At 70.7% G+C, this 26,647-nt stretch carries 23 protein-coding genes and 1 riboswitch; of the genes, 11 read left to right on the top strand and 12 right to left on the bottom strand.

The features are described 5' to 3' along the window. Nucleotides 1-36: 36 nt before the first annotated feature. Together ACFYY6_RS26095 and ACFYY6_RS26090 are read right to left on the bottom strand one after the other, a co-directional pair. Nucleotides 37-1,617, bottom strand: a complete 1,581-nt coding sequence (locus tag ACFYY6_RS26095; RefSeq protein ID WP_389195418.1) for a M4 family metallopeptidase — start codon at nucleotides 1,615-1,617, stop codon at nucleotides 37-39. Between the two features lie 346 nt (nucleotides 1,618-1,963). Then, nucleotides 1,964-2,539 carry a TerD family protein gene (locus ACFYY6_RS26090; protein ID WP_351519458.1) on the bottom strand — a complete coding sequence of 192 codons (576 nt, stop codon included), beginning with the start codon at nucleotides 2,537-2,539 and terminating at the stop codon, nucleotides 1,964-1,966. 306 nt (nucleotides 2,540-2,845) lie between these two features. Here ACFYY6_RS26090 and arfB point away from each other — a divergent pair, with 306 nt between their 5' ends. Continuing rightward, nucleotides 2,846-3,280 carry an alternative ribosome rescue aminoacyl-tRNA hydrolase ArfB gene (gene arfB / locus ACFYY6_RS26085; protein WP_389195415.1) on the top strand — a complete coding sequence of 145 codons (435 nt, stop codon included), beginning with the start codon at nucleotides 2,846-2,848 and terminating at the stop codon, nucleotides 3,278-3,280. Between the two features lie 230 nt (nucleotides 3,281-3,510). Here the strand turns inward: arfB and ACFYY6_RS26080 are convergent, their stop codons facing one another. After that, on the bottom strand, nucleotides 3,511-4,017 hold the full coding sequence (locus ACFYY6_RS26080; protein WP_073789241.1) for a flavin reductase family protein: 507 nt from the start codon (nucleotides 4,015-4,017) through the stop codon (nucleotides 3,511-3,513). A 525-nt stretch (nucleotides 4,018-4,542) separates the two neighbouring features. Between ACFYY6_RS26080 and cdgB the strand changes: the two genes are divergently transcribed. Then, complete coding sequence (gene cdgB / locus ACFYY6_RS26075) at nucleotides 4,543-6,189, top strand: diguanylate cyclase CdgB (RefSeq protein WP_351519461.1); 1,647 nt, start codon at nucleotides 4,543-4,545, stop codon at nucleotides 6,187-6,189. Nucleotides 6,190-6,351: 162 nt separating this feature from the next. After that, nucleotides 6,352-7,305: a CBM35 domain-containing protein gene (locus ACFYY6_RS26070; protein ID WP_351519463.1), complete on the top strand. Its 954-nt coding sequence runs from the start codon at nucleotides 6,352-6,354 to the stop codon at nucleotides 7,303-7,305. A gap of 161 nt (nucleotides 7,306-7,466) precedes the next feature. Here the strand turns inward: ACFYY6_RS26070 and ACFYY6_RS26065 are convergent, their stop codons facing one another. The 4 genes from ACFYY6_RS26065 to ACFYY6_RS26050 form a co-directional block, all read right to left on the bottom strand. Next, nucleotides 7,467-8,318: a ketose-bisphosphate aldolase gene (locus ACFYY6_RS26065; RefSeq protein ID WP_386608313.1), complete on the bottom strand. Its 852-nt coding sequence runs from the start codon at nucleotides 8,316-8,318 to the stop codon at nucleotides 7,467-7,469. 118 nt (nucleotides 8,319-8,436) lie between these two features. Continuing rightward, nucleotides 8,437-9,465, bottom strand: coding sequence for a 1-phosphofructokinase family hexose kinase (locus tag ACFYY6_RS26060; RefSeq protein ID WP_389195411.1), 1,029 nt, complete (start codon nucleotides 9,463-9,465; stop codon nucleotides 8,437-8,439). A gap of 316 nt (nucleotides 9,466-9,781) precedes the next feature. Then, nucleotides 9,782-10,936, bottom strand: coding sequence for an N-acetylglucosamine-6-phosphate deacetylase (gene nagA / locus ACFYY6_RS26055; RefSeq protein WP_386608314.1), 1,155 nt, complete (start codon nucleotides 10,934-10,936; stop codon nucleotides 9,782-9,784). Continuing rightward, nucleotides 10,936-11,868 carry an ROK family protein gene (locus tag ACFYY6_RS26050; RefSeq protein ID WP_351519471.1) on the bottom strand — a complete coding sequence of 311 codons (933 nt, stop codon included), beginning with the start codon at nucleotides 11,866-11,868 and terminating at the stop codon, nucleotides 10,936-10,938. The genes nagA and ACFYY6_RS26050 overlap by 1 nt, the downstream gene beginning before the upstream one ends. A 411-nt stretch (nucleotides 11,869-12,279) precedes the next feature. Here ACFYY6_RS26050 and ACFYY6_RS26045 point away from each other — a divergent pair, with 411 nt between their 5' ends. The 4 genes from ACFYY6_RS26045 to ACFYY6_RS26030 all read left to right on the top strand — a co-directional run bounded on the left by ACFYY6_RS26045 (nucleotide 12,280) and on the right by ACFYY6_RS26030 (nucleotide 16,374). Continuing rightward, the gene (locus ACFYY6_RS26045) at nucleotides 12,280-13,524 is read left to right on the top strand and encodes an extracellular solute-binding protein (protein WP_351628488.1); all 1,245 of its coding nucleotides are present in this window, start codon (nucleotides 12,280-12,282) and stop codon (nucleotides 13,522-13,524) included. A 221-nt stretch (nucleotides 13,525-13,745) separates the two neighbouring features. Continuing rightward, nucleotides 13,746-14,027, top strand: coding sequence for a DUF3263 domain-containing protein (locus ACFYY6_RS26040; protein WP_351628539.1), 282 nt, complete (start codon nucleotides 13,746-13,748; stop codon nucleotides 14,025-14,027). A gap of 253 nt (nucleotides 14,028-14,280) precedes the next feature. After that, nucleotides 14,281-15,177, top strand: a complete 897-nt coding sequence (gene otsB / locus ACFYY6_RS26035; RefSeq protein WP_386608315.1) for a trehalose-phosphatase — start codon at nucleotides 14,281-14,283, stop codon at nucleotides 15,175-15,177. Between the two features lie 150 nt (nucleotides 15,178-15,327). Beyond that, nucleotides 15,328-16,374, top strand: coding sequence for a hypothetical protein (locus ACFYY6_RS26030; RefSeq protein WP_389195407.1), 1,047 nt, complete (start codon nucleotides 15,328-15,330; stop codon nucleotides 16,372-16,374). Nucleotides 16,375-16,548: 174 nt separating this feature from the next. Here the strand turns inward: ACFYY6_RS26030 and ACFYY6_RS26025 are convergent, their stop codons facing one another. Together ACFYY6_RS26025 and ACFYY6_RS26020 are read right to left on the bottom strand one after the other, a co-directional pair. Further along, nucleotides 16,549-17,940, bottom strand: a complete 1,392-nt coding sequence (locus ACFYY6_RS26025; protein ID WP_351628496.1) for a trehalose-6-phosphate synthase — start codon at nucleotides 17,938-17,940, stop codon at nucleotides 16,549-16,551. Nucleotides 17,941-18,126: 186 nt separating this feature from the next. Beyond that, nucleotides 18,127-19,122 carry a glucosyl-3-phosphoglycerate synthase gene (locus ACFYY6_RS26020; protein WP_351519501.1) on the bottom strand — a complete coding sequence of 332 codons (996 nt, stop codon included), beginning with the start codon at nucleotides 19,120-19,122 and terminating at the stop codon, nucleotides 18,127-18,129. A 153-nt stretch (nucleotides 19,123-19,275) separates the two neighbouring features. Next, a riboswitch (SAM riboswitch) is annotated at nucleotides 19,276-19,403 on the top strand. A gap of 18 nt (nucleotides 19,404-19,421) precedes the next feature. On the opposite strand from ACFYY6_RS26020, the gene thrC reads away from it, so the two are divergent. From thrC to groL, 4 genes are all read left to right on the top strand, one after another. Next, the gene (thrC, locus tag ACFYY6_RS26015) at nucleotides 19,422-20,756 is read left to right on the top strand and encodes a threonine synthase (RefSeq protein ID WP_351519481.1); all 1,335 of its coding nucleotides are present in this window, start codon (nucleotides 19,422-19,424) and stop codon (nucleotides 20,754-20,756) included. Between the two features lie 33 nt (nucleotides 20,757-20,789). Then, nucleotides 20,790-21,068, top strand: coding sequence for a MoaD/ThiS family protein (locus ACFYY6_RS26010; RefSeq protein ID WP_351519483.1), 279 nt, complete (start codon nucleotides 20,790-20,792; stop codon nucleotides 21,066-21,068). A 489-nt stretch (nucleotides 21,069-21,557) separates the two neighbouring features. Then, nucleotides 21,558-21,764 carry a cold-shock protein gene (locus tag ACFYY6_RS26005; protein WP_003967346.1) on the top strand — a complete coding sequence of 69 codons (207 nt, stop codon included), beginning with the start codon at nucleotides 21,558-21,560 and terminating at the stop codon, nucleotides 21,762-21,764. Nucleotides 21,765-22,194: 430 nt separating this feature from the next. Further along, on the top strand, nucleotides 22,195-23,817 hold the full coding sequence (groL, locus tag ACFYY6_RS26000; RefSeq protein WP_351519485.1) for a chaperonin GroEL: 1,623 nt from the start codon (nucleotides 22,195-22,197) through the stop codon (nucleotides 23,815-23,817). 163 nt (nucleotides 23,818-23,980) lie between these two features. On the opposite strand, the gene ACFYY6_RS25995 is transcribed toward groL, so the two are convergent. From ACFYY6_RS25995 to ACFYY6_RS25985, 3 genes are all read right to left on the bottom strand, one after another. After that, nucleotides 23,981-25,222 (bottom strand): hypothetical protein, encoded by a 1,242-nt coding sequence (locus ACFYY6_RS25995; RefSeq protein ID WP_351525836.1) that lies wholly within the window; start codon nucleotides 25,220-25,222, stop codon nucleotides 23,981-23,983. 265 nt (nucleotides 25,223-25,487) lie between these two features. Beyond that, nucleotides 25,488-26,339 carry a hypothetical protein gene (locus ACFYY6_RS25990; RefSeq protein ID WP_389195404.1) on the bottom strand — a complete coding sequence of 284 codons (852 nt, stop codon included), beginning with the start codon at nucleotides 26,337-26,339 and terminating at the stop codon, nucleotides 25,488-25,490. Nucleotides 26,340-26,398: 59 nt separating this feature from the next. Next, nucleotides 26,399-26,644 carry a ferredoxin gene (locus ACFYY6_RS25985; protein WP_351628507.1) on the bottom strand — a complete coding sequence of 82 codons (246 nt, stop codon included), beginning with the start codon at nucleotides 26,642-26,644 and terminating at the stop codon, nucleotides 26,399-26,401. Between the last annotated feature and the right edge of the window lie 3 nt (nucleotides 26,645-26,647).

The following is a 26,647-nucleotide window of genomic DNA, read 5'->3' as shown; positions in this document are numbered from 1 at the left end:
GCCCGGCAGGGCTCGGACGACCGGTGCGCGTCGGCGCTACTTCACGTTGACGCCGTCCCAGGCGGCGTCGACGGCCGCGAGTTCGGCGCTGTCCGCTCCGTACAGATCGGTCGCCGCCTTCTCGGTCGCCGTGCGGGCGCCCGCGTAGTCGGTGCTCGACGTCATGTACTGGGAGAGTGCCTTGTACCAGATCTGGACGGCCTTGTCCCGGCCGATGCCGGTGACGGTGGAGCCGTCGGAGGTCGGGGAGTCGTAGTCGACACCGTTGATCGTCTTCGCGCCGCTGCCCTCGGACAGCAGGTAGAAGAAGTGGTTGGCGACGCCGGAGGAGTAGTGGACGTCGAGGTCGCCGACGTTGCTGTCCCAGTAGTCCGCGGAGCCGCCGTCCTTGCTCGGCTTGTCCATGTAGCGCAGCGGGGTGCCGTCGCCGTTGATGTCGATCTTCTCGCCGATGAGGTAGTCGCCGACGTCGGTGCTGTTGTCGGCGGAGAACTCCACGGCGGTGCCGAGGATGTCGCTGGTCGCCTCGTTCAGGCCACCGGACTCGCCGTAGTAGTCGAGGTTGGCGGTGGACGCGGTCAGGCCGTGGCTCATCTCGTGGCCGGCGACGTCGAGGGCGGTGAGGGCGCTCTTGTTGCCCGCGCCGTCGCCGTACGTCATGCAGAAGCAGCTGTCGTCCCAGAACGCGTTGACGTACTCGTTGCCGTAGTGGACGCGCGAGTAGGCGGCCTTGCCGTCACCGGCGATGCCGTCGCGGCCGAACGCCGACTTGTAGAAGTCCCAGGTCTTCGCGGCACCGTAGGCGGCGTCGACGGCGGCGGTCTGGCGGTCGTTCCCGGTGCCGTCGCCCCAGGTGTCGTCGTCGTCCGTGACGAGTGAACCGGTGCCGCTCTCGCCCTGGTCGAGGTCGTACGTCTTGTGGCCGCCGCGGTCGCCGTCGGTCAGCTCGTAGCCGGAACCGGCCTGGGTGGTCGTCAGCTCGACCTTGCCGCTGTACTGGCTGTTGCCGACGCCGGTCTCGACCGACTCGTAGCGGCGCAGTTCCTTGCCGGTGGTCGCGTCGGTGATGATGTGCAGCCGGCTGGGCGTGCCGTCCTTCTGCGTCCCGTGCCGCACCGACTCGAAGGCGAGGACGGGCTTGCCGTCGCTCGCCCAGATGATCTTGCGGGCGCTCGCCGCGGTCTTGATCTTCGCCGTCGTCGTCGGCACGGATATCCGGGCGTCGGTCGCCTTGGTGATGCCCTTGACCTTGCCGTCGCGGGCGGTGTGGGTGATGAGGTCGCCGCCGAGGACCGGGAGCCCGGCGTAGGTGCGCTCGTAGCGGGTGTGGACGGTGCCGTCGGCGTCCTTGATCACATCACGCACGATCAGCTTCTCCTGAGCGCCGAGGCCGAGCGACTCGGCGGTCGAGGAGACGTCGGCCTGGGCCGACTTGATGGCGGCGGTGCGCTGGGAGGCGTTGTTCGCACCGAAGGGGACGGTGCTGCGAGTGGCGGAGGGGGCGCCGGTTCCCTGGTCGGGCGCGGCGTTCGCCGCTCCGGTCTGGACACCTACGACGACCATCGCGGCGACGGCGGCGAGAGCCGCGGCGCGACGGGTGTTCATGTGGGGGGTCATGCGTTCTCCGTTGCTCGTTCCGTGGGGGGTTACGAGCGGAGAGCGTGCCACCGAATGACCAAGATTGACGGTGTACTAACAAATACCTCACATTTTTTTGACCACCTCTTGTCCGTCTGGGGTTCGCTCGTGTCCGATATTTGATGACTATTCAGCGAGGTTTGACGTCTCTTTGATTCACGCGGACGCGCGGCGCATGGACGCGCGGCGCATCCGCGTGCCGCGCGGGCGAGCGGCCCACGGGCGTGTGGACGTTCGGGCGTACGACAGGCGGGAGCCCCCGGCCGCGGACGAGCGGCCGGGGGCTCCCGGCGGGTACGGACCGGGTCCGCAGGACCCGGGTGCGTCAGATGTTGACGCCGAAGTCCTGGGCGATACCGGCCAGGCCCGAGGCGTAACCCTGGCCGACCGCGCGGAACTTCCACTCCGCGCCGTTGCGGTACAGCTCACCGAAGACCATGGCGGTCTCGGTGGCGGCGTCCTCGCTCAGGTCGTAGCGGGCGATCTCGGTGCCGCCGGCCTGGTTGACGATGCGGATGAACGCGTTGCGCACCTGGCCGAAGTTCTGGCTGCGGCTCTCGGCGTCGTAGATCGAGACCGGGAAGACGATCTTGTCGACGTCCGCCGGCAGGCCCGCCAGGTTGACGTTGATCTGCTCGTCGTCGCCCTCGCCCTGGCCCGTGACGTTGTCGCCGGTGTGGACGATGGTCTGGTCGGGGGTGGACTTGTTGTTGAAGAAGACGAAGTGGCTGTCGGAGACGACCTTGCCGGCCTGGTTGACCGCGATGGCCGAGGCGTCGAGGTCGAAGTCGGTGCCGGTGGTGGTGCGGACGTCCCAGCCGAGGCCGACGGTGACGGCGGTCAGGCCCGGGGCCTCCTTGGTGAGGGAGACGTTGCCGCCCTTGGACAGGCTTACAGCCATGGGAAGTCCCTTTCATCGTCGAGTGCGGGCTTCATGTCATCACGAAGCTACCGTCACTGGTCATAACGCGGACAAGGGACCACGAGGTTCCTGCCCCCTTTACTTTCTTTACCGAAGTCCCCCCGGTCGGCCGGTCGGCCCGGTCCGGGCGCCCCGGTCGGCCCCTTCTGTCGGCCCGCCCCGGTCGGCGTCCTCGTCGGCGCCTCCGTACGACAGGAGCCGGAACAGCCGTAGAGCCGTACGGCAGAAGAGCCGGCACGACCGTCCGGCAAAAGAAGGTGACGGACACCCGCTGGGGCGGGGAACATGGGTGTCATGTCCGGGCCCTATGTCATCCGCGGCTCGGTCTCCCTGCCGGAGGCCGAGCTCATGTGGCGTTTCTCGCGCTCCTCCGGCCCCGGCGGACAGCACGTCAACACCAGCGACTCCCGGGTGGAACTGCGTTTCGACCTCGCGGCGACCGAGGCGCTTCCCCAGGTGTGGAAGGAACGGGCGCTCCAGCGGCTGGAGAACAGGCTCGTGGGCGGGGTCGTCGTGGTGCGGGCGTCCGAGCACCGGTCCCAGTGGCGCAACAGGGAGACGGCTCTCGTGCGGCTCGCCTCCCTGCTGGCCGAGGCCACGGCGCCGCCCCCCAAGCCGCGCCGCAGGACCAAGATCCCGCGCGGCATCAACGAGCGCCGACTGCGCGAGAAGAAGCAGCGCGGCGAGACGAAACGCGGCCGCTCCGGCCGCGACTGGTGACAGCCGCCGCGCGCATCGTGAGGGGCGGGTGCGGTACGGGCCGGCATGCGCGTACCGCGCCGCCTCAGAGCCTGTCGGGTGACCTCTGGCCGGGCGGCCACGCCCCGGTACGCACGCTTCCTGCGTTGCCGGGATGTCCTGGTAGCGCCGCTACCAGGACATCCCGGCGCCTTGGAATCGCACGCACCATACCGCGTCCGCTTTCCGGCCGAAGGTCACCCGACAGGCTCTCAGCCCAGGTGCCGGTACCGCCCCCGGAAGTACATCAGCGGCGATCCGTCCCCGCTGGGCAGGGCCGCGCTCAGCACCCGGCCGATCACCAGCGTGTGGTCGCCCGCCAGGACTCGCTGCTCGGTGCGGCACTCAAGGGTGGCCAGTGCGCCGCCGACCAGGGGAGCACCGGTGAACTCCCCTCTCCGGTAGGGGATGTCCTCGAACAGCAGCCGGTCGCTGATCCGGCCCCTCATCGCGAACCGCCCGGCGATGTGCCGCTGGCTCTCGGCGAGCACGGAGACCGCCCACAGCGGCTGTTCCGACAGCAGGTCGTCCATCCGCGAGTCGTTGCGCAGACTGACCATGACCAGCGGCGGGTTCAGCGACACCGACATGAAGGCGGTCGCCGTCATCCCGACGTCCTCGCCGATTCCGTTCTCGTCCAGCGGTGGTTCCTCGGCCGTGACCAGCACGACTCCGGCGGCCAGGCGGGACAGCGCGGCCCGGAACTCATCATTGCTCACCCCCTCAGCATGGGGGACGAGGTCCTGGTGAACGAGGTCCTGGGGGACGAGGCCCTGGGGAGTGGGGCCGGAACGCGGGGCGGGGGACTCTGTCTGCAACACACCGGCACGCTATCCGCGGCCGGGGCGTGGCCGCATCGGGCCAGGGGACCAGCCTGGTCCTAGGACCCCCTCCAGCCCCTTCACTCCCGCGGGCCCCGGCCCTCGACGCGCACGGTTCCCGGCACTTCGCCCCGTCGGCCCCGGCCTTCGCCGCCCCACCGGCCCCGTACTGCAACGCCCGGATTTGCGTTCAAGAAAAGGACGGACCGCACCCGGCCGACGTCCGGACCCCTTTACCATCTTTTGTGACTTGAGTCACAGAGAGCAATATTTGCTGACCCTGTGTACCGACGGCACAGCTCACTGTGATTCAGTGGCCGTGACACTTCATTAAGTAAGTCATCTAAGTGGGTCATCCAAGTACGTCATCAAGTACGCCGATATGAACATGGAGTGCTGTCGAGGTCTCGGGGAGTGCGAGCAATGGAGGCCGAGTCGGAGCCGTATGTCCGTCTAGCGACGCTGCGGCAGCTGCACCAGGCCGTCGCCGACCTGAATACGGCGCGGAGCCTGGCCGACACCGTGCAGACCGTGGCCGACGGAATCGTCGGGGGTCTCGGATACGGACTGGCCTGCGTGAACCTGGTGAGGCAGGACGGAGACCTCGTCGTCGCCGCCTTCGCGGGCAACAGTGCCGCGGAGGCCCTGATCACCGGACGCATCGGTTCGCGCACCTCGTGGGAGCGCAGGCTGGCCATGGGCGAGGCGTGGGACGAGCTCCGCTTCATACCCCACACGGACGGCTGGGTGCTTCTCGACGACGACGTGCCGCAGTGGCACACCGAGGGTCCCGAGCCCCGTTTCGAGGACGAGTGGCACCCCCAGGACCGCCTCTACGCGCCGATGTACGCCTCCGGCGGCGGACGCGACCTGCTGGGCGTCATATCCGTCGACCGTCCGCGCAACGGCCGCCGCCCCGGAGCCTGGGGGCGGGAGGCCCTCCAGATGTACGCCTCGCAGGCGGCCATTGCGATCAGTAACGCACGGCTCAGAGCAAACATGCAGCGGGCCCTGGTCCGTCTGGAACGGGAGCAGCAGGCGCTGCGCGCCAGCGAGGAGTCCTTCCGCCAGGCGTTCGAGTACGCGCCCAGCGGCATGGCCATCGCCGAGATGGGCGGCGACCAGCACGGGCGGCTGCTGCGCACCAACGACGCCCTGTGCAGGCTGCTCGGCCGCCCCGCCTCCGTGCTCCGCCGCTACTCCTTCGCCGACCTCGTCCACCCCGAGGACATCGGCACCCTGCTGCGCACCTCCGCCGAGGGCGGCCGCGCCGAGCTGCGGCTGGGGCGGCGGGACGGCAGCTACCTCTGGGTGTCGCTGCGCAACTCCGTCGTCGCCGACACCACCGACGGACCGCGCTTCCTGCTCACCCATGTCGAGGACATCGAGGAGCGCAAGCGCCACGAACTCCATCTCGCGCACCGGGCCTCGCACGACGCCCTCACCGGCCTGCCGAACAGCGCGGAGCTGCGGTCCAGGCTCAGCTCGCGGCTCTGCGACCGCCCGAACGCGATGGCCGCCACCGCGATCGAGACGCTGGACGCGGCGTACGCCGACATCGACGCCGACCCGGACGCGCGGGCGCACGGCTACGACGTGGACGCGGGGCCCGACGGCCCGTACGACCACCATGTGCACGCCGTCGCCCCGGACACCGAGCAGGACGACGGGGCGAAGGGGATCGCGGTCCTCTTCTGCGACCTCGACGGCTTCAAGTCCATCAACGACCGCTTCGGGCACCACACCGGTGACGCGGTGCTGATCGAGGTCGCCCGCCGCCTCAGCACTGGCGTGCGCGACGGCGACACGGTCGCCCGTCTCGGCGGCGACGAGTTCGTCGTCCTGGCCGACGGGCTCGGGGCGGCGGACGCGGCGGACCTGGCCGTACGCCTCCGCAACGCGATCATCCCGCCGATCCGGGTCGACGGGCGGGCGGTGCGGGTCGGGGCGAGCTTCGGCATCGGCTGGGCCGCCTGCGGCATGTCGGTCGAGGAGGTGCTGGCCTCCGCCGACCAGCGCATGTATGTGGAGAAGCGGTCCCGGTCGAAGGTCAACCGCCGGGCCGGTTGATGTTCACGCGACGTTCACGCAGGTGGTGGGCCCTTGCTGCGAAGCGGTCACAGGACATGTGAGGGCAATTCTTGGCGTGGTCCGTTCGGGGTAGGCTCGGCCGGTCGGCCACGGCTGGCGAGATACGGCGACGGCTGGCGAGATGGTGAGGAGTGACCAGGGATGACGGCCGGGAACAACGGCGCAAACACGCCCGAGGACGACGATCCGTTCGGCTACCTGTACCAGGACGGGCAGGCGTCGGGCGCGCAGTCGCCACGGCAGGGCGGGTACGGCTACCCTCCGGTGGCCCAGCCGGGTGTGCCCCGGACCTCGTACAACCAGGTGCGGGCCGTCGGTGAGCGCCAGTACGGGCAGCAGGTGCCGCCGCAGCAGCCGTACGGCGGGCCGAGCGCCCAGTACGCGGCCCCGGAGACCTACCCCGGCGGCGCCCCCGCCGGACACGCCCCGCAGCAGCCCGGCCGCATCGCCCCCGGCGGCTCCGGCAAGGGCGGCCCGAACACCAAGGGCCTGCTGATCGGCGCGGTCGCGGTGGTCCTGGTCGTGCTCGTCGGCATCGGCGCCATGCTGCTCACGAACCAGGGCAACGACAAGGACCCGAAGAAGGACGAGGCCGCCTCCTCCCAGGCCCCCTCCGATCAGGTCGAGGAGTCCCCGAAGCCCGAGCAGACCACTGGTGCCGAGGCCCCGGCCGAGCTGCCCAAGCAGGACGCGGCGACGCTGAAGCTCGGCGGCTCGGCGGCCGTCGACCAGTCGATCAAGGGTGCGCAAGGCCCGAACGGCTCGTACGTCACCGGTTTCAACGCGGTCGGGTCGTCCGTGACGTGGAAGGCGGCGATAGCAGAGGGCGGCAAGTACCGCCTGACGGTGCGCTACGCGATTCCCGCCAAGGACGCCAATGCGACGCTGACGGTGAACGGGAAGCCGAATCCGCAGCCCATCGGTCTCAAGAACTTCATCGACTCGTCCGACTCGAACTGGGAAAAGAACTGGCAGACCACCTGGGCGCCGGTCGACCTGAGCAAGGGCGAGAACGAGATCAGCATCTCGTGCCAGGAAGGGAATCAGTGCGACGTGATCCTGGATTGGCTGGAAGTCACCTCTGCGAACGGCTGACCCACTGAGGGCGAATGCCCTGCGACCTCTCCTGGTGTCCGAACCCGGGAGAGGTCGCATTTTTCCCTGAGCGACTTGACGTCTGTCGCGCGAATGCTGCCCCTTGCGTCGGCAGTGCCCCGGTGCGGGCCGGGATCACGCGTTCCGGTGCGTCGCCCCGGTCAGCCCATCAGCGCGAGGAAGCCCGCCACCGTCGTCGCCATCGCCTCGCGGCCCGGCGCGATGTACTTCCTCGGGTCCACGCCCGTGGTGTTCTCGGCCAGGTAGGACCGCACCGCGCCGGTGAACGCCGTGTTGAGCGCCGTGCCCACGTTGATCTTGACCATGCCGGAGGAGGCGACGGCCTGGCGGATCTCCTCGTCCGGGACGCCGCTGGAACCGTGCAGCACCAGCGGGACCGGGACCGCGTCGCGCAGTCGGCCGATCAGCTCGTGGTCCAGGACCGCTGTGCGCTCGGTCATGGCGTGGGAGGAACCGACCGCGACGGCCAGCGCGTCCACCCCGGTGTCACGGACGTACGCGGCGGCCTCGGCCGGGTCGGTGCGTACGCCGGGGGCGTGCGCGTCGAGCGGGGCCTCGCCCTCCTTGCCGCCGACCTTGCCGAGCTCGGCCTCGATCCAGATGCCGCGCTCGTGCCCCCAGGCCACCGCCTCGGCCGTGGCCCGCACGTTCTCCTCGTAGGGGAGCTTCGAGGCGTCGAACATCACCGAGCCGAAGCCCTCCGCGTGCGCCTGGTGCAGCAGGTCCACGGACTCGACGTGGTCGAGGTGGAGCGCGAGCGGGGCGCCGGAGGTGCGGGCGACGGCGGCGGCCGCAGCGGCGATCGCGGAGAGCCGTCCGCCGTGGAACTTCACTGCGTTCTCGGAGATCTGCAGGATGGCGGGCGCCCCGGCACGCTCCGCACCGGCGGCTATGGCCTCCGCGTGCTCCAGCGTGATGACATTGAAGGCGGCGATCCCGCGTCCTTCGGCCTGGGCGGCGGAGACGAGTTCACCGGTGCTGACGAGCGGCATGCTGACCTCTGTTGCTTCTGTGCTGAACGGCCCGTCCGGTCGTGGTGACCGGATGAGCCGGTCCGGGGGGCGGCCCTCGAACCGGCCGCCGTCCGGTCGGGACGGTACGGGTGGCGGCTCAGGCCGCCGTGGTGTGTTCCTCGACTCCGACGCGCGGCAGCAGCTCCTCGTACGCCGCGCGGTCGAAGTCGCCGGCCGTCGGGGAGAGCACGGTCGCCGTCGACAGTGCCACCGCCCGTCGCAGCCGGTCCGGCCAGCCCAGCCCCTCGACGAGGCCGGACAACAGCCCGGCCACGGCGGAGTCGCCCGCACCGGTGGGGTTGCCCAGCACCTTGGCGGGCGGGGACGCCTGCCAGACGCCGTCGGGGGTGACCGCCAGCATGCCGTCCGGCCCGAGCGACGCGACGACCGCGTGCGCCCCGCGTCGGCGGGCGTCGCGGGTGGCGCGCAGCGGGTCGCGGGAGCCGGTGAGCTGGGCGAGCTCGTCGGCGTTCGGCTTGATCAGGTCGGGGCGGGCGGCTATCCCCCGGCGCAGCGGCTCGCCGCTGGTGTCGAGGAGCACGGGGACGCCGGCCGCGCGGGCGGAACGGACCAGTTCGGCGTAGGCGCCGACGTGGATGCCCGGTGGCAGGCTGCCGCAGAGGGCGACGGCGTCGGCCCCGGTGAGCAGTTCCTCGTACCGGGCGAGGAGGGCGGACCACTCGTCGGCGCTGACGAGCGGGCCGGGTTCGTTGAGCTGGGTGGTGTCGCCGGTGGTCCGGTCGACGACGGCGATCGTGCGACGGGTGTTCCCGGCGACGGTGACGAGGGCGTCGGTGATCGGCGCGGGTGCGGGCGCGGGCGAGGAGACGGGGGCGGAGGTGTCCGCGACCGGGCTGGAGTCGGCCGCCGGGCCGGAGGCGGCGGGCGCGGCGTCCCGGGACGGCAGGTCGGCCAGCAGCTCGCGCAGCACCGCTCCGGTCGAGCCCCCGGCGAATCCCGTGACCACCGTTTCGTGGCCGAGGGCGGAGAGCACCCGGGCCACGTTCAGGCCCTTGCCGCCGGGGCGCTCGGAGATGTCGCTGACGCGGTGGCTGGCGTGCGGGACGAGTTCCGGGACGCCGTACGTCAGGTCGAGTGCCGTATTCAGTGTGACCGTGAGGATCACCGCGGCCGCTCCCTCGATCCCTGCCTGGAGCGCGATTCCTCGGGATGGAATGCGCTTTCTCTCCCTGATACGGGCGTTCGGACCGCCCGTATCAGGGACGATCATGTCAAAGAGGCGGCGGTCGGCCCAGACCCCGGGACCAACCGCCGTCTCTTCGTTACGTATTCAACTCGCCGTCAACAGCCGTCAACTGCCGTCAACGGTGGTGAACGCCACAGGCGCTCGCGCGAGGCCGCGGTCAGGCCGGTCAGGGTCCCGTCCCAGGCGGCCCCGGCTTCGGACCCCGGACGGCCCTCTGCCGGTCTTCGGCCGGTCCTCAGCCGGTCCAGGGCTTGATGATCCACTCGCCCTTGCGCATGACGCCCTTGAGCGCGAAGCCCGCGTCCAGGACCACCAGGTCCGCGTCCTTGCCGGGTTCCAGCGAGCCGACCTTGTCGTACACGCCGAGCAGCCGGGCCGGATTGGCGGAGATGGACTGCACGACGTCCTCGACCGGGATCCGGTCGATGGTCACGGCGCGATGGAACGCGGTATCCAGGGTGAGCGTCGAGCCCGCGATCGAGTTGCCCTCGACCAGTCGCGCGACGCCGTCCTTGACCTCGACCGCGAGCGGGCCGAGCTGGTAGCGCCCGTCGCCGAACCCAGCCGCGTCCATGGCGTCGGTGATCAGTGCGACGCGGTCGGCGCCCGCGTGGTGGTAGGCCAGCTCCAGGGCGGCGGGGTGCAGATGCGTGCCGTCGTTGATCAGCTCGACCGTGACCCGTTCGTCCTCCAGGAGCGCCGCGATCGGGCCGGGCGCGCGGTGGGCCAGCGGCGGCATCGCGTTGAACAGGTGCGTGGCGACGGTGGCGCCCGCGTCGATCGCCTCGACGGTCTGCTCGTACGTGGCGTCCGTGTGACCGATGGCGGCGATGACGCCGTGTTCGGCGAGGAGCCGCACCGACTCGATGCCGCCGGGAAGCTCGGTGGCGAGGGTGAACATCTTCGCGGTGCCGCGCGCCGCGTCCATCAGTTTGCGGACCTCGGCCGGGTCCGGGTGGCGCAGCAGGTCCTCGCTGTGCGCGCCCTTGCGGCACGGCGAGATGAACGGGCCCTCGAAGTGGATGCCGGCCAGGTCGCCCTGCTCGACCAGTTCGGACAGGACGCCCGCCCGCTGGGCCAGGAAGTCCAGTTCGCCGGTGACCGTCGATGCGACCAGCGTGGTGGTGCCGTGCTCGCGGTGGGTGCGGATGCCGGTGAGGACCTCGTCGACGGTGCCGGAGGTGAAGGACGCGCCGCCGCCGCCGTGGTTGTGCATGTCGACGAAGCCCGGGACCAGCCAGTGGTCGCTCAGATCGACGATCCGGGCGTCCTCCGGGGCCGAGCCGGCGATCCGGGTGCCCTCGACGATCAACCGTCCGTTCTCGGCGGTACCGGTGGGAAGCACCACCCGGGCACCTGCGAGAACCGTGCTGTCTGCGCGTCCGGCCATCAGGCGGATACCTCCGTGGAGAGAAGATCCCAGGCGAGCAGCCCTGCGCCCAGGCATCCGGCGGTGTCCCCGAGGGCCGCCGGGACGATGTGGGGCAGCTTCTGGAACGTGACGCGTTCCTCGACGGCCGCACGGAGCGGTGTGAACAACGTTTCCCCAGCCTCGGCGAGCCCGCCACCGATGATGAGCATGCGGGGGTCGAGCAGCGTCACTGCGGTGACCAGCCCGGCGGCGAGCGCGTCGACGGCGTCCCGCCAGACCTCCACGGCCGCGGGGTCGCCCGACTCGACGGCCTTCGCGCAGTCCGCCGCGTCCGCCGCGGGATCACCGGACGCGGCGGCCCAGGCCCGGGTCACCGCGGAGGCCGAGGCCAGGGTCTCCAGACAGCCGCGCTGACCGCAGCCGCATTCCGGGCCGTCCGGGCGGACCACGATGTGGCCGATCTCGCCCGCGTACCCGTGCGCGCCCTCCTCGATGGTGCCCGCGATGCCGATGGCCCCGGCGATTCCGGTGCCCAGCGGCAGGAAGAGGAAGCGGTCGGTGCCCTTGCCCGCCCCGATCCGCCCCTCGGCGAGCCCGCCTGTGCGCACGTCGTGGCCGAGCGCCACGGGGACGCCGCCGAGCCGCTCGCCGAGCAGCCGCCGCATGGGTACGTCGCGCCAGCCCAGGTTCGAGGCGTAGACGGCGATGCCGTTCTCGGCATCGACGATGCCGGGCACGGCGACGCCGGCCGCGAGGGCGCTTTCGCCGAGGTGCTTCTCGCCGTGCGCGCGCAGGTCCGCCGCGAAGGTGAGGATCGACTCCACGACGGCGTCGGGACCGCGCTCCCTGCCGGTGGCCCGCCGCGCCTCGTGCAACAGGGTGCCGTCGGTCCCGACCAGTGCGGCCTTCATTCCGGTGCCGCCCACATCGAGGGCGATGACGTGTTTCACGGGAAACAGTCTCGCCCAGGGACCCCGATAGGTCTAGTCCACTCCTCTGGTTTGTTGCGGATCCATACAAAATCCCCCTCCGCAGGTGTCGACGGCCTTCGTCGCGGTCGGTCCGGTTCGACCGGGAGCGATGAGGTGTGCGCGTCGCCCCTGCCCCCGGCGCGCGCCGTTCCTGGTGAGGGGGAGGCGTGGCGTCGGTCGTTCGGTCGAAGTTCCGTCCCGTGAAAGCATGTTCACCGATCGATTCAGGTCGATGGGTAGGCAATTCGCGTCAACCAGGCTCCGTGCAGGGCCGGTTGTGAAAGCGATGGCTTGCTGGTGTAGACCCCCGATGGGCGACCGGGAAGGTTCGCGGCTCGTCCGGAGGGCTTCATGAGAACGGAACTGGGTGTGCGGCGGCTTTACTTGGGAATGACGGCGGCTGTGGTCGCGATGGGGATGACTGCGGTGCTCGCGGGGTGCGGAGGGGGCGGCGGACCGGGCGAGGTCACGCTCCGGCTGGTCGCGGCGGACTACGGCACCGGCCCGGCCGACAGCTCCAAGAAGTACTGGGACGACCTGGTCAAGGGCTTCGAGGCGTCCCACCGCGGCATCAAGGTCGACGTCAGCGTCCACTCGTGGAAGGACATCCACCGCGAGGTCGCCACCATGGTGAAGAACGGACAGGCTCCCGACATCGCCCAGATCGGCGCCTACGCCGACTATGCGAAGGCCGACAAGCTCTACCGGGCCGACCAGCTGTTGTCCATACGTACCCAGGCCAATTTCCTGCCCCGTCTGGCCGACGCGGGCAGCGTGGACCGTACCCAGTACGGGCTGCCGTTCGTCGCCAGCACCCGACTGCTCTTCTACAACAAGAAGCTGTTCGCCGACGCGGGCCTGTCCGCCCCGCGGACCTGGGACGACATCCGCGACGACGCGGCGGTGCTGGAGCAGCGCGGTGTGAAGTACCCCTTCGCGCTGCCGCTCGGCCTGGAGGAGGCACAGGCCGAAGCCATGATGTGGCTGCTCGGCGGGGGCGGCGGCTTCATCGACGACTCCGGTTCGTACGACTTCGACTCGGCCGAGAACATCAGGACGTTCGACTGGCTGCGGACGAACCTGGTCGGCAAGGGGCTGGTGGGCCCGGTCGCCCCCGGCGATCTCGACCGGGGCAAGGCGTTCGCCGCGTTCACGCGCGGCGAGGTCGGCATGTTGAACGGCCACCCGACGCTGATGCGGGAGGCGCGGAAGAACGGGATCTCCGTCGGCATGGTGCCGATGCCCGGCGCCGACGGGCCCGGCACGAGCCCGGTGGGGGTCGCCGACTGGATCATGGGCTTCAAGCAGCGCGGCCACCGGGTGCAGCTGGGCAAGTTCTTCGAGTACCTCTTCACCGACAAGAACGTCATCGAGTTCGCCGACAAGTACGACCTGCTGCCGGTCACCGGCAGCGCCTCCGCCGCGATGGAGTCCGACGCCGAGCACGAGCCGCTGCGGCAGTTCCTGACCGCGTTGCCGAACGCGGAGTTCTACCCGTACGGCAGGACGTCCTGGGCCAGGACCAACGAGTCGATCAAGGAGAACATCGGCAAGGCGGTCGCACCGGACGGGAACGCCGCGGCCGTCCTGGGGAGGATCGGACGGGACGCGGCGACCGCGGAGGCCGCACGGTAGCGGGGGCGCCCGGTGGCGGAGGGCCGCGCGGTCGCGGGGTGGCGGTCCTCCGGCCGGGCGATAGGTTGGCTGATATGACCACCTCCGAGCACGGCCCCGACGACACGGCCCGCCCGGCCGAGCCGGTCGGTTCCGCCGAACCGGTCGGCCCGGTCGAACCGTCCGCCCCTTCCGCCCCGCCGGCGCAGCCCGCCCCGCCTGCCTCGTCCGATCCCGCGGAACTGCCGGGACCGTCCGACGAAACCGATGGGCGGGAGACGTCCGAGGCACCGAACGCATCCGGCCTCTCCGACCGCGACCGTGCCGTACTGGCCCTGGAGCGCCGCTCGTGGGCCGGCCCCGGGGCCAAGGAGCGGGCGATCCGCGAGCAACTCGGCATCTCGCCCACGCGTTACTACCAAGTGCTGAACGCGCTCCTCGACGACCGCCGGGCGCTGGAGGAGGACCCGGTGACGGTGAACCGCCTGCGCCGCGTCCGGGACGCCCGCCGCGATCGCCGCTGACGCGGCTGCCTGTCTGGTTGCCCACGCCGCCGCTGACGCGGCAGCCCACCACCCCGCCGTCGGCGTAAGCCGCTGACGCGTCCGTCCGGCCGCGCACGCCGCTCATGCGGCCGTCGCGTAGCCGCTCATGCGCCCGTCGTGTACGCCTCCGGGGCGGCAGCCCGACCACTCCGCGCCGCCGCGAATCCCGCCACCGCGGACGCCCCGCCGCGATCGCCCCCGCCCCTCCGACCGCCGCCTATAGGCTCGCCCCATGGGCAGCAACCCGCACGCACCCGCGCCGAGCGCGACCCCGTCCGAGTTCCCGACCCCCACCACCCCGGCAGGCCGGGAGGCGCTCGCCGCGATCCTCGCGCGCCCGGACCGTGCCGTCATCGCACTCGACTTCGACGGGACGCTCGCCGACATCGTCCCGGACCCGGACCAGGCCCGCGCCCATCCCGGCGCCGTGGACGCCCTCGCCGCGCTCGCCCCGAAAGTGGCCTCCGTCGCCGTGATCACGGGCCGCCCGGCCGGCGTCGCCGTCCGGCACGGCGGCTTCGCCGGGGTGGCGGGCCTCGACCACCTCGTCGTCCTCGGCCACTACGGCGCCGAGCGCTGGGACGCCGTCACCGGCACCGTCCAGGCCCCCGCCCCGCACCCCGGCGTGGCAGCGGCCCGCGCCGAACTGCCCGGCGTGCTCGACCGGCACGGCGCCTGGCACGGCACCTGGGTCGAGGAGAAGGGCCGGGCGCTCGCCGTCCACACCCGCCGCGCCGCCGATCCCCAAGGCGCCTTCGAGGCCCTGCGCGAACCCCTTGGCGAACTCGCCACCCGCCACGGGCTGATCGTCGAACCCGGCCGCCTGGTGCTGGAGCTGCGCCCACCCGGCATGGACAAGGGTGTCGCGCTCGCGCGGTACCTCCGCGAGACGGGCGCCGAGTCCGTCCTGTACGCGGGCGACGACCTCGGCGACCTCGCCGCGTACGCCGCTGTCGAGAAGCTCCGCACCGAAAGCACCGAAAGTGCCGAGGGCGCCGACAGCATCCCGGGCCTGCTGGTCTGCAGCGGCAGCGCCGAGGTCACCGAGCTGGCCGAACGGGCCGATCTGCTGCTGGACGGCCCGGCCGCCGTCGTACGCTACCTGGCGGCCCTGGCCGCACGCCTCTGAGCCGTCAGCGGTTCGGTGCGGCGGAAGCCATGGTTGCCGCCCCTCCGTCCCGGCCAGGAGGGGGATGACGGGTGTCCGGGCAGACCGCCGACCCACGGGCCGACTCAGAGGCGACCCAGAGGCAGAGGCGGCAGCGGGGAGGGTGACGCAGTGGCGGTTTCATGGGCGGCGCGGAGGCTGCTCGACAGGTACGCCGTTGATCCGACGACGGTGACCTGGCAGTGGGAGTCGATGGCCGTGGACGTAGTGCTGCGGTACGGGTCCCGCTCCGACGCGGAGGCGCTGCTTCCGGTGTTCCTGGACGATCCCGGAGCACGTGAGCAACTGATTCCGGTCTTCGCCCGGCACGGAGACGCCGGCGTGGCCGAAAGGCTGCTGGAGGCGAGTGTCCGGGCGGGCAGGTTGCGCGACGGCGTACCGGCCGGCGTGCTGCACGCTGTCGGCTGCCTGGGGTGCGAGTCGGCCGAGCGGATGCTGTGGGAGCACGTCGAGGGCGGCTACGACGAGTCGGTGTCCGCCTGTCTGGGGTTGGCGCACCTGCCGTGCCGGGATCTGCGCGCCGAGATAGCGGAGGCTCTGGAACGGCACGTCGGTTCTCACCTGTTCCCCGAGTTCCTGCCGGTCCTCGCGACGAAGACGGGTGATCCGACATGGCTGAAGAGGCTCGTCGAATGGGGCGAGGGGGCCGCGTCCACGGATTGCAACGGTGGGCTGATCCTGGGCATCGCCCTGCACGGTGACGCCGGGCGCGCAGCGTTCACCCGGCTGCTGTGGAACCCGCGCTGGGAGGCCTACGGAGGCGGCACGGGATCGGACCGCTGGGCGTACGTGGGTGCGCGCGCGCTGAGCCTGGGAACAGCGGAGCTGTACAAGGATCTGGTCGCGCGACTGACGTCCGGTACGGGTGCCGACGATCCGTGGCACTGTATCCGGACCTTTGCCTCGCTTCTGAGGCACCGGGTGGAGCGCAGATGGCTCGGTCTGCGCATGGTGGCCGATCGGGACGAGAGCAGCGAAGCGCTGTGCAGCCTGCTGTTCGACTGGTCGACGCCTCACGAGGACGACTCGTTGATCGGCCTCGCCGGTCGTGTGCTCGACCGCGACGACCCGCTCATCACCACGCTGTACCACTTGGAGGAGTTGTTGCGGAGTGAGGTGGGACACGAGCTGGAACTGCGCACGATCGCGTCTCGTTGACGGGAGCGTCAACGCCGGATCCGCAGGTTTCGCCCACACCGGATCCGTGGGTTCCGGCCGCCCCGGGCCGTCCCTGCCGGCCCGATCGGCCCGGCCGTCCGCGGCCGTTCCGTCGACCGTGCCAGGCCCCGGCCGGTCGCCCGGGGCCGCCCGCTTCGCTCCCCGCCGGGAGCGTCAGTCGCGCAGTGCGGCCAGCTGGTCCAGGAACCACTGCTGCGGCGGCAGTGCGACCGCCGCCGCGGCCAGCCGCCGCGTGCGCTCGGCGCGTTCGCCGTCCGCCATCGTCAGCGCCTCGTGGAGGGCGCGCGCCGTGGCGGACACGTCGTACGGGTTCACCACGACCGCGTCGTCGCCCAGTTCCTCGTACGCCCCCGCCTCCCGCGACAGCACCAGCGCGCAGCCGTGGTCGGAGACGACCGGGACCTCCTTGGCGACCAGGTTCATCCCGTCGCGGATCGGGTTGACGAGGGCCACGTCGGCCAGCCGGTACGCGGCGAGCGAGCGCGCGAAGTCGTCCTTGACGTGCAGTACGACCGGCGTCCAGCCCGGCGTTCCGTACGCCTCGTTGATCGCGTCGGCGACCTGCCGGACCTCTGCGGTGTAGTCGCGGTAGACGGCCAGGTCCTGCCGCGACGGGTAGGCGAAGGCGACATGGACGACGCGCTCGCGCCATTCGGGCCGTTCGTCGAGGAGCGTGCGGTAGGCGAGCAGGCCGCGCACGATGTTCTTGGACAGCTCCGTCCGGTCCACCCGCACGATCGTCCTCCGTCCGGGGCCGATCTGCTCGCGCAGCGCGGCCATCCGCTCGTCCACGTCAGCCTCGTGCGCGCGCCGGCGCAGGAAGTCGGCGTCCGCGCCGAGTCCGTGCACCCCGATCCCGGTCCGTCCCGTGCCGCCCAGGAACTCCGTGCAGCAGGCGGTGAACGCGTCGGCCCAGCGCCGGGTGAGGAAGCACGCACGGTCGGCGCCCAGGATGCCGCGCAGGAGTTGTTCCGCGATGTCGTCGGGGAGCAGCCGGAAGTAGTCGACGGGCGCCCACGGGGTGTGCGAGAAGTGGCCGATCCGCAGGTCGGGGCGGAGTTCGCGGAGCATGCCGGGCACCAGCGCCAGGTGGTAGTCCTGCACCAGGACCGCCGCGCCCCGGCCCGCCTCCTCGGCGAGAGCCTCGGCGAAGGCCCGGTTGTACGTCTCGAACGACGCCCACTGCCGCCGGAACTCCGGGTCGAAGACCGGCTCCAGCGGGGTCTGGTACAGCATGTGGTGGAGGAACCAGAGCACCGAGTTCGCGATGCCGTTGTACGCGTCCGTGTGGACGGCCGGGTCGATGTCGAGCATCCGCACGTCCGGCTCGCCGACCCCGCGCCGGACCGCCGCGCGGTCCCCGTCGCCGAGCGCGGCGCACACCCAGAGCTTGTCCTCGACGGCGCTCAGCCCGGAAACGAGCCCGCCCCCGCCACGCTTCGCGTCGAGCGTTCCGTCCGTCCTCAGGGTGTACGACACCGGGCCGCGGTTCGACGCGACGAGAACACCGGCTTCGGCGGACTGGGCTTCGTGCTCGGGGACCATGTTGCGGAATCTAGCCCGATCAGGAACCACTCAAACGTGCGAAGCCGGACGACGTTCGGCGGCACCCGGGTGGCGTGCGCACGGCTCTCGTGGTTCCCGACGGTTTCCCGTGCCCCCACGGGCGCCCCGTGAACGGTCCCATGGTTTCCGCGGTTCCGCGGTGGTGTCGTACGGTGCGCGCTCGCGTCACGCCGCACGGCGCGAGACGTACTCCTCGATCTCGCGCATCGGGGGCCGCTCCTCGGTGTCCACCGCATGGGTGCGCGGGACGAAGCCGTGCTCGCCGCGCTCGAACTGGGTCAGCGCCGGGCGCACCAAGTGACCCCTGGACAAGCGCAGTTGGGCGGTCCGGTAGATCGTCGCCGCCATCCGGCCGAGCGCCTGGCCGTCCTGGTGGCGGTGTCTGCGCACACCCACGTCGACCTGGGCCAGCGCGTCCAGGCCCACCGTGTGCAGTGCATCGACGAGGAGGCCCAGCTCCACCCCGTACCCGACGGGGAAGGGCAGCTGTTCGAGCAGGGAGCGGCGCGCCGCGTACTCGCCGCCCAGCGGCTGGACGAAGCCGGCCAGCCGCGGCCAGTGCAGATTGAGCAGCGGCCGGGCCACCAGCTCCGTGACCCGTCCCCCCTGGGCCGCGGCCCCTCCGGGGGCGGGTTCGGCGGGGCCGGCCGGGCCGACGGGTCCGTTGCCGAATGGCCGGTCGTACATCGCCTTGACGAGGCAGACCTCCGGGTCGGTCAGCAGCGGGCCGACGATGCCGGAGACGAAGTCCGCCGAGAAGTCCCTCAGATCGGCGTCGACGAAGCAGACGATGTCACCGTGCGTCACCAGGAGCGAGCGCCACAGCACCTCGCCCTTGCCGGGCACGGCGGGTATCCGGGGGAGTATGTCGTCCCGGTGCACCACCCGGGCACCGGCTTCCCGGGCCACCTTCGCGGTGGCGTCCGTGGAACCGGAGTCGATCACCACGAGTTCGTCGACCAGCCGGATCTTCTCCATCAGCTCGCGCCGGATCGTCGTGACGATCCCGCCGACCGTCGCCTCCTCGTTCAGCGCCGGCAGGACGACACTCACGCTCCCGCGCCGCGGGTCCTTCGCCTTGGCGGCCAGGAGGCGGTCCAGCGGACGGTCGGCGGCCGACCAGGAACGCCTGGTCAGCCAGCGTTCGACCTCTTCCAGCACGGTCGATACTCCCTGTATGTGATCCATCTCGCGGTTCGGACGACTATCTCGACGGTCCGGTGCTTCGGTTACAGTCTTGAACAACGCGGACGACCGTCGCATGCCGGGGTCGGTCCGCCGACAAATGCCTGGAGCATCGCTCCAGTGCCACAGCGCTCATCCAGAGGGACTGAGGGAACGGCCCGTTGACGTCCCGGCAACCCTCCTGCCGACCGCGAGGTCACGGTGGGGAAGGTGCCAATTCCGGCTTGCGACGAAACGCGTCGCAAGGAAGATGAGGAGAAAGGGCCTCCCCCATCATGGCCGTGCAGACCGCTGCGACCGCTCCAGCGAACACCTCTTCCGCCGACGATTCCTCCGCCGGCACCGTGCCCGCCGACCTCGATCTCGGACCCGCCGCGGCGCTCTCCTGCCGCGAATGCGGCGAGCGTTTCGCACTCGGTCCGATCTTCGCCTGCGCGTCCTGTTTCGGGCCGCTCGAAGTGGCGTACGACCTGCCGAGTGGCTCCCCGGAGGAGCTGAGGAAGCGCATCGAGGCCGGACCGAACAGCATCTGGCGGTACGCGCCGCTGCTGCCGGTCCCCGCCGACGTCGCGGAGAAGCCCAACCTCAACCCCGGCTTCACCAAGCTGGTCAAGGCCGACAACCTCGCCCGCGAGCTGGGCGTCACCGGTGGCCTGTACGTCAAGGACGACTCCGGCAACCCGACGCACTCCTTCAAGGACCGCGTCGTCGCGATCGCCGTCGAGGCCGCCCGAGCCTTCGGTTTCACCACTCTCTCCTGCTCCTCCACCGGCAACCTCGCCGGTGCGGTGGGGGCCGCCGCCGCCCGCGCCGGCTTCCGCTCCTGCGTGTTCATCCCGCACGACCTGGAGCAGGGCAAGGTCGTCATGGCCGCGGTGTACGGCGGCGAGCTGGTCGGCATCGAGGGCAACTACGACGACGTCAACCGCTTCTGCTCGGAGCTCATCGGCGACCCGCTCGGGGAGGGCTGGGGCTTCGTCAACGTCAATCTGCGGCCGTACTACGGCGAGGGCTCCAAGACCCTGGCGTACGAGATCTGCGAGCAGCTCGGCTGGCGCCTGCCCGACCAGATCGTCATCCCGATCGCGTCCGGCTCGCAGCTCACGAAGATCGACAAGGGGCTCCAGGAGCTGATCGGGCTGGGGCTGGTCGAGGACAAGCCGTACAAGATCTTCGGCGCCCAGGCCGAGGGGTGCTCCCCGGTCTCCACCGCGTTCAAGGCCGGTCTCGACGTCGTACGGCCCCAGAAGCCGGACACCATCGCCAAGTCCCTAGCGATCGGCAACCCGGCCGACGGCCCGTACGTCCTGGACATCGCCCGGCGCACCGGCGGCGCGGTCGAGGACGTGGACGACGAGCGGATCGTCGACGCGATCAAGCTGCTGGCCCGCACCGAGGGCATCTTCGCGGAGACGGCGGGCGGGGTGACGGTCGGTGTGACGAAGAAGCTGATCGAGAACGGGGTGCTCGACCCGTCGCTGACCACCGTCGTCCTCAACACCGGTGACGGCCTCAAGACCCTGGACGCGGTGGCCGCCACCTCGCAGGCGACCGCGACGATCCGCCCGAGCCTGGACGCGTTCCGCGCCGCCGGCCTCGCCACCGCCTGATCCCCACCGCGACCGAAGAAAGGCACACCCATCATGAGCGTCAAGGTCCGCATCCCCACCATCCTCCGCACCTACACGGGCGGCCGGTCCGAGGTCCCGGCCGAGGGCGAGAACCTCTCCCAGGTCATCGAGTCCCTGGAGCGCAACCACCCCGGCATCGCCGCCCGCGTCCTGGACGACCAGGGCAAGCTGCGCCGCTTCGTGAACGTGTATGTGAACGACGACGACGTGCGCTTCGAGGACGGCCTGGAGACGGCGACCCCGGACGGCGCCGGCATCTCGATCATCCCCGCCGTGGCGGGCGGCTGCTGACGGTCCGAAGGCTCCCCGCACCGCGGCCGGTCACCGGTCGGTCGCCGTCGTCGGTCATTGGCCGGTCTCCGACCGGGACGACTTCACGAGTTATCCGAATTGCCCTCTCCGAGAGAAAACGGAGGGGGCAATTCTGCATGGTTGAGCGGGGTAGAGTGGGGGAAGTCCCCCCAGCTTCGCGTGCCGCCCGCCAATGAGAATGCGCCCGGTCACGATAAGAAGTGGCCAAAGTGTGTGATCTTCCTGCGTCATAAGTCACCTTTGCCCGGCCCGACTTGCCCCGGGATCTTGTGAATTCTTCAGATCCGGGCGATCGATGCTGCCCGGAATTCTCGTCCGATTGACCTGTTGCAGAGGGCAGTTGGGCAGATACATTCAGCCGCGGTCGACGCGTTCCGGCGCACACACCCTCTCCTGTCGGAGGGTGAGTTCTGACCCGGGTCCGCGAAGTGCGGTCCTGCGCAAGGGCCAGTAATAGGGGAGTTAGGCATGGCTCAGGGCACCGTCAAGTGGTTCAACGCGGAGAAGGGGTACGGCTTCATCGCGGTCGACGGTGGTGCGGATGTTTTCGTCCACTACAGCGCGATCCAGATGGACGGCTACCGCACCCTCGAAGAGGGTCAGCGAGTTGAGTTCGAGATCTCGCAGGGCCAGAAGGGGCCGCAGGCGGACATGGTCAAGCTCGCCGTCGGCTGAGTTCGGCGCGGTCGGCCACCAACGACACCACTCACGTACGCAGGGCCCGTACCCGGGGAGCACCCAGGGGCGGGCCCCGCGTGCGTTCCCGGAACCTTCCGGGGGTCCGGCCGCCCAGGAACGTTCCTGGCTGTTCGGCGCGGCGGGAGACCGGCCGGGACCACGCGCCCGTACGGGTTCCGGGGTGTCCGCCCTCCGCCTGGATCCGGCGTTCGGGGTTGTCCACATCCCGAGGGGGACGCTTGCACTCCCGGGGGTCGAGTGCTAATCATTGGCGTTAGCACTCTCCGGGTGAGAGTGACAGAACTTGGGCCGGGCCGGTGAGGTCCGCAGCGCCGGTGGGGCAAGGAACCACCGGTACGCAGGCCGTCCGTCGCGGGCGCCACTCGGTCCGGAGAAAATCCACCCCTGTCCGGGAGGACCACTTCACATGGCCAAGATCATCGCGTTCGACGAGGAGGCCCGGCGCGGTCTCGAGCGCGGCATGAACCAGCTCGCTGACGCCGTCAAGGTCACCCTTGGCCCCAAGGGTCGCAACGTCGTCCTTGAGAAGAAGTGGGGCGCCCCCACGATCACCAACGATGGTGTGTCCATCGCCAAGGAGATCGAGCTGGAGGACCCGTACGAGAAGATCGGTGCGGAGCTGGTCAAGGAGGTCGCCAAGAAGACGGACGACGTCGCCGGCGACGGTACGACCACCGCCACCGTTCTCGCCCAGGCTCTCGTCCGCGAGGGTCTGCGCAACGTCGCCGCGGGTGCCAACCCGATGGCCCTCAAGCGGGGTATCGAGAAGGCCGTCGAGGCCGTCTCCGCCGCTCTCCTGGAGCAGGCCAAGGACGTGGAGACCAAGGAGCAGATCGCTTCGACGGCCTCCATCTCCGCCGCCGACACCCAGATCGGTGAGCTCATCGCCGAGGCCATGGACAAGGTCGGCAAGGAAGGCGTCATCACCGTCGAGGAGTCCCAGACCTTCGGTCTGGAGCTGGAGCTCACCGAGGGTATGCGCTTCGACAAGGGCTACATCTCGGCGTACTTCGCCACCGACATGGAGCGTATGGAGGCGTCCCTCGACGACCCGTACATCCTCATCGTCAACTCCAAGGTCAGCAACGTGAAGGACCTCCTTCCGCTGCTGGAGAAGGTCATGCAGTCCGGCAAGCCGCTGCTGATCATCGCCGAGGACGTCGAGGGCGAGGCCCTGTCGACCCTGGTCGTCAACAAGATCCGCGGCACCTTCAAGTCCGTCGCCGTCAAGGCCCCGGGCTTCGGCGACCGCCGCAAGGCCATGCTCGGCGACATCGCCATCCTCACCGGTGGTCAGGTCATCTCCGAGGAGGTCGGCCTCAAGCTGGAGAACGCCGGTCTCGACCTGCTCGGCCGCGCCCGCAAGGTCGTCATCACCAAGGACGAGACGACGATCGTCGACGGCGCCGGTGACAGCGACCAGGTCCAGGGCCGCGTCAACCAGATCCGTGCCGAGATCGAGAACTCCGACTCGGACTACGACCGCGAGAAGCTCCAGGAGCGCCTGGCGAAGCTGGCCGGCGGCGTGGCCGTCATCAAGGCCGGTGCCGCGACCGAGGTCGAGCTGAAGGAGCGCAAGCACCGCATCGAGGACGCGGTGCGCAACGCCAAGGCCGCCGTCGAGGAGGGCATCGTCGCCGGTGGTGGCGTGGCTCTGCTCCAGGCCTCGGCCGTCTTCGAGAAGCTGGAGCTCTCGGGTGACGAGGCGACCGGCGCCAACGCTGTCAAGCTGGCCCTGGAGGCCCCGCTGAAGCAGATCGCCGTCAACGGTGGTCTCGAGGGCGGCGTCGTCGTGGAGAAGGTGCGCAACCTGGCCGTCGGCCACGGTCTGAACGCCGCGAGCGGCGAGTACGTCGACATGATCGCCGAGGGCATCATCGACCCGGCGAAGGTCACGCGCTCCGCCCTGCAGAACGCCGCGTCCATCGCCGCGCTGTTCCTCACCACCGAGGCCGTCATCGCCGACAAGCCGGAGAAGGCCGCCGCGGCCGCTCCGGGCGGCATGCCGGGCGGTGACATGGACTTCTGATCCCACGGGATCGGCAAGTCCGGCACAGCTTCGCTGTAGCGCAGGCCCCCGGGACCTCCTGGTCCCGGGGGCCTGCGCCGTATCCGTGCCGTGAAGACCGCGAACGTCGCTACGACGTCGCCACGACGTTCGCGGTCTTCGCGGGTCCGCGGCGTTCGCGACGCTACGGGAGCCGGTCGAGGAGCCAGGTGCAGAGCTCCTCGGTCACGAGGGTGTGGCCCTCGTTCCGGGAGGCCAGTCGGAATTCGTCGAGCCCGCTGTCCTCGGACGGGAGCGCGGAGATGTCCGCGTACAGATCCTCGTCGGTGTCCAGGTCGCGGATGTCGACCGCGCTGACGGACGGCACGAAGCAGTGCGAGCGGATACGGACGTCGGTCTTGAAGCCCAGGATCGGATTGAGGGCGTTGAAACCGTCGGCGAGGATGCCGAAGCCCTCCAGCGAACCACCGGGGGCGCCGTCGATGGACGGGAGGCCGGACGTGCGTACCTCGTTGGACTTCAGGGTCACCACCCTGGGCTTCGCGACGAGTTCGCCGTCGCCCGGTGCCTGGGTGTAGAGCTCGGTGCCGACGACCGACAGTCCCTTGCCCTCCAGGGCCAGTTCCCCGGCCCGGACATCGGTGCCGCTTCCGTCGGCCGTGCCGTTGGCGACCCCGATCAGCCGCGGCCTGCGCGGCCATTCGCCGACGTTCCTCATCTCGGCGAGGAACGCGGTGCGTTCGTCGCTCTGCGCCGGTACGCCGTTCCATTCCTCGATGTGCCGCCACAGCAACTGGCGGGCGGCCGGGCTGTTGATCTGGTCGGAGAACCGGCTGTCGAGCACCTTGATGTAGTGCGCGAACGCCTGGAGCGCGACCGGGATCCAGGCACCGCGGTGCGGGCTGTCGTACGAGAAGTACAACGCGGTCCGATGGTCCACGCGCTCGTGCTCCAGCTTGGCCAGCGCGTGCCGGGTGACCAGGCCGCCCATGCCGAACCCGCCGACGGCCAGTGGTGTGTCGCCCCGCCGCTCGGCGATCGCACGCATGATCGCGGCCTGCGCGGTCCGGGAATTGTCCAGAACCGACGCACTGCGTTCGTGGTACCCGAGGAGGATCACGTCGTGTCCCCGGCGGCGCAGTTCGCTGATGAGCGCGTAGTCGCCGAACTCCAGGCCCTCCCAGGAGAAGTCCAGACTGCTCGGCCCGGTGTTGAATCCGTCGGCCAGGATCACGGGCCGTACGAGATCCCGGTTCCCCTCGCCGAAATACACCCAGGCGGTGCCGCCCGGCAGGTCCCACACGGTACTGGGCGGCAGCGGAAGGGCGCCGTGCGGCTCGGCCTCCAGACGGAGGCCGGGAGTCAGGGCGATAGGAGGCTTGCTCCGCAGCGCCGAGGCGATCTGCTCGCGGGTCGGTTCGGACACAGGTCGTTCCCCTTTGGGCCGGTTCATCACAACAGGCGTCATGGTGAACACGAGGAGTAGCGGCCGGGTGGAAGAAGTGGATCAAACCACTCCCAGGTGGGAGCCGGATTCGGACATGTGGGGGCTGGTGAGGGTCGTGAGGCGTGCCGAGCGCTGTGGTCACACCGTCCGGCACCGCTGCTCCGACCGGCACGGCCGCTCCGGCCGGCTCCGGGGGCGGTCGCGCCGCAAGCGAGTTCCGCCCCAGCCGCAGCGGGGCGTTCCGCTACGGCCGCAGCCTGGACGGCCGTTCGGAGCGCGGGATCAGCCCGGCCCGGACCTCGCTCATCCGGTCGCGGACGTGGAACGGGGGAACGGCTCCGAGCGGTCCGGCGGGGGGCGCCTTGTCGGCAGTGCCGCGGCAGGGGCCGCAGCGGCCCCCGATCAGGGCCTCCGCGGGGCCGGGGGCGCGGCACTCGCCGCATTCGAGGGTGCGCAGCAGCGGGCGCGGTGCCGCCGCTCCGGTCGAGGCCGCGATGCGCGCGCGATCGGGCGGCATCTTGTCGACCAGCCGCGTACGGACGAGGCCCGGGGCGTGGTGGACGGGGTTGGGGAGACCGTCGGTGAGGGCGTGCAGGAGTTCCGCCTCCGTGGCGCCGCGCTCGAACCATTCGGTGATCAGCGGTTCCAGTGCCGTGCAGTCCTTCTCCGCCAGGGTGAGCGAGGGGGCGTTGTGGCCGAGGGCGGCGAGCAGCACGAACGCCCGGGAACGGGTGGGCCGTCGGCGCTGCTCCGGGGGAACGTCGCCCCGGGTGAACGCCGCCCACCAGTCGTCGTCCCGCGCGGTACGGGAGAAGAACGTGCGAGTCACCCACAGCAATGTCCGGTCGCCGCCGACGCATTCACTGCCGCGTCGCAGATGCCCGGCGTCCTGGAGCCTGTTGAGGGCGGTCCGCAGGGCGCACTGTCCGTAGGGGAGGACCTTGGCGAGCGTCTTCACGGAGATGTCGGCGCCCTCGGGCAGCTGGTCGAGGTAGGCGGCGATGGACGCCTCGCGGGCCGGAAGGTGCGCGAAGTCGTGGCCCGTGCGGGGGAGTTGCGAGGGGGTGGAGCGCTTGCCGTAGCCCGGGTTGGCCATCGGGTGTGTGGTCTGCGGTCCGGGGTCCGGCGGGAGGTCCGCCGGACCCCGGACGGGGCTCAGTCGCGGCTCGGGGCGATGACCGATGTGCCGTCGTGCACGGTGATCGCCAGCGCGGGACAGATGTCGGCCGCGTCCAGGACCCGCTCGTCCGGCTCGATCCCGTCGGCCTTGACCCGGGCGTGCTCGCGCCCGTCACGCATCCCGTCCAGCGCGAACACCTCGGGGACCGTTCCGGCGCACATGCCCGATCCCTGGCAGAGTTCCGGATCGACGCGTACGTTCCACTTGGTGACATCGGTCATGGC

Source organism: Streptomyces sp. NPDC001750, from assembly GCF_042892615.1.
Lineage (GTDB): Bacteria > Actinomycetota > Actinomycetes > Streptomycetales > Streptomycetaceae > Streptomyces.
Note: the sequence above shows the minus strand (reverse complement) of the source record. Positions and strands in the feature narration are given on the sequence as shown.

What these genes read in the sequence shown, in the direction of transcription:
- ACFYY6_RS26065 (WP_386608313.1), bottom strand. Translation starts at nt 8,318, where the DNA reads ATGCCGCTCGTCAGCACCGGTGAACTCGTCTCCGCCGCCCAGGCCGAA.
- ACFYY6_RS26045 (WP_351628488.1), top strand. Translation starts at nt 12,280, where the DNA reads ATGACGGCGGCTGTGGTCGCGATGGGGATGACTGCGGTGCTCGCGGGG.
- thrC (WP_351519481.1), top strand. Translation starts at nt 19,422, where the DNA reads ATGGCCGTGCAGACCGCTGCGACCGCTCCAGCGAACACCTCTTCCGCC.
- cdgB (WP_351519461.1), top strand. Translation starts at nt 4,543, where the DNA reads ATGGAGGCCGAGTCGGAGCCGTATGTCCGTCTAGCGACGCTGCGGCAG.
- groL (WP_351519485.1), top strand. Translation starts at nt 22,195, where the DNA reads ATGGCCAAGATCATCGCGTTCGACGAGGAGGCCCGGCGCGGTCTCGAG.
- ACFYY6_RS26025 (WP_351628496.1), bottom strand. Translation starts at nt 17,940, where the DNA reads ATGGTCCCCGAGCACGAAGCCCAGTCCGCCGAAGCCGGTGTTCTCGTC.
- ACFYY6_RS26090 (WP_351519458.1), bottom strand. Translation starts at nt 2,539, where the DNA reads ATGGCTGTAAGCCTGTCCAAGGGCGGCAACGTCTCCCTCACCAAGGAG.
- ACFYY6_RS26070 (WP_351519463.1), top strand. Translation starts at nt 6,352, where the DNA reads ATGACGGCCGGGAACAACGGCGCAAACACGCCCGAGGACGACGATCCG.
- arfB (WP_389195415.1), top strand. Translation starts at nt 2,846, where the DNA reads ATGGGTGTCATGTCCGGGCCCTATGTCATCCGCGGCTCGGTCTCCCTG.
- ACFYY6_RS26010 (WP_351519483.1), top strand. Translation starts at nt 20,790, where the DNA reads ATGAGCGTCAAGGTCCGCATCCCCACCATCCTCCGCACCTACACGGGC.
- otsB (WP_386608315.1), top strand. Translation starts at nt 14,281, where the DNA reads ATGGGCAGCAACCCGCACGCACCCGCGCCGAGCGCGACCCCGTCCGAG.
- ACFYY6_RS26095 (WP_389195418.1), bottom strand. Translation starts at nt 1,617, where the DNA reads ATGACCCCCCACATGAACACCCGTCGCGCCGCGGCTCTCGCCGCCGTC.
- nagA (WP_386608314.1), bottom strand. Translation starts at nt 10,936, where the DNA reads ATGGCCGGACGCGCAGACAGCACGGTTCTCGCAGGTGCCCGGGTGGTG.
- ACFYY6_RS25985 (WP_351628507.1), bottom strand. Translation starts at nt 26,644, where the DNA reads ATGACCGATGTCACCAAGTGGAACGTACGCGTCGATCCGGAACTCTGC.
- ACFYY6_RS25990 (WP_389195404.1), bottom strand. Translation starts at nt 26,339, where the DNA reads ATGGCCAACCCGGGCTACGGCAAGCGCTCCACCCCCTCGCAACTCCCC.
- ACFYY6_RS26005 (WP_003967346.1), top strand. Translation starts at nt 21,558, where the DNA reads ATGGCTCAGGGCACCGTCAAGTGGTTCAACGCGGAGAAGGGGTACGGC.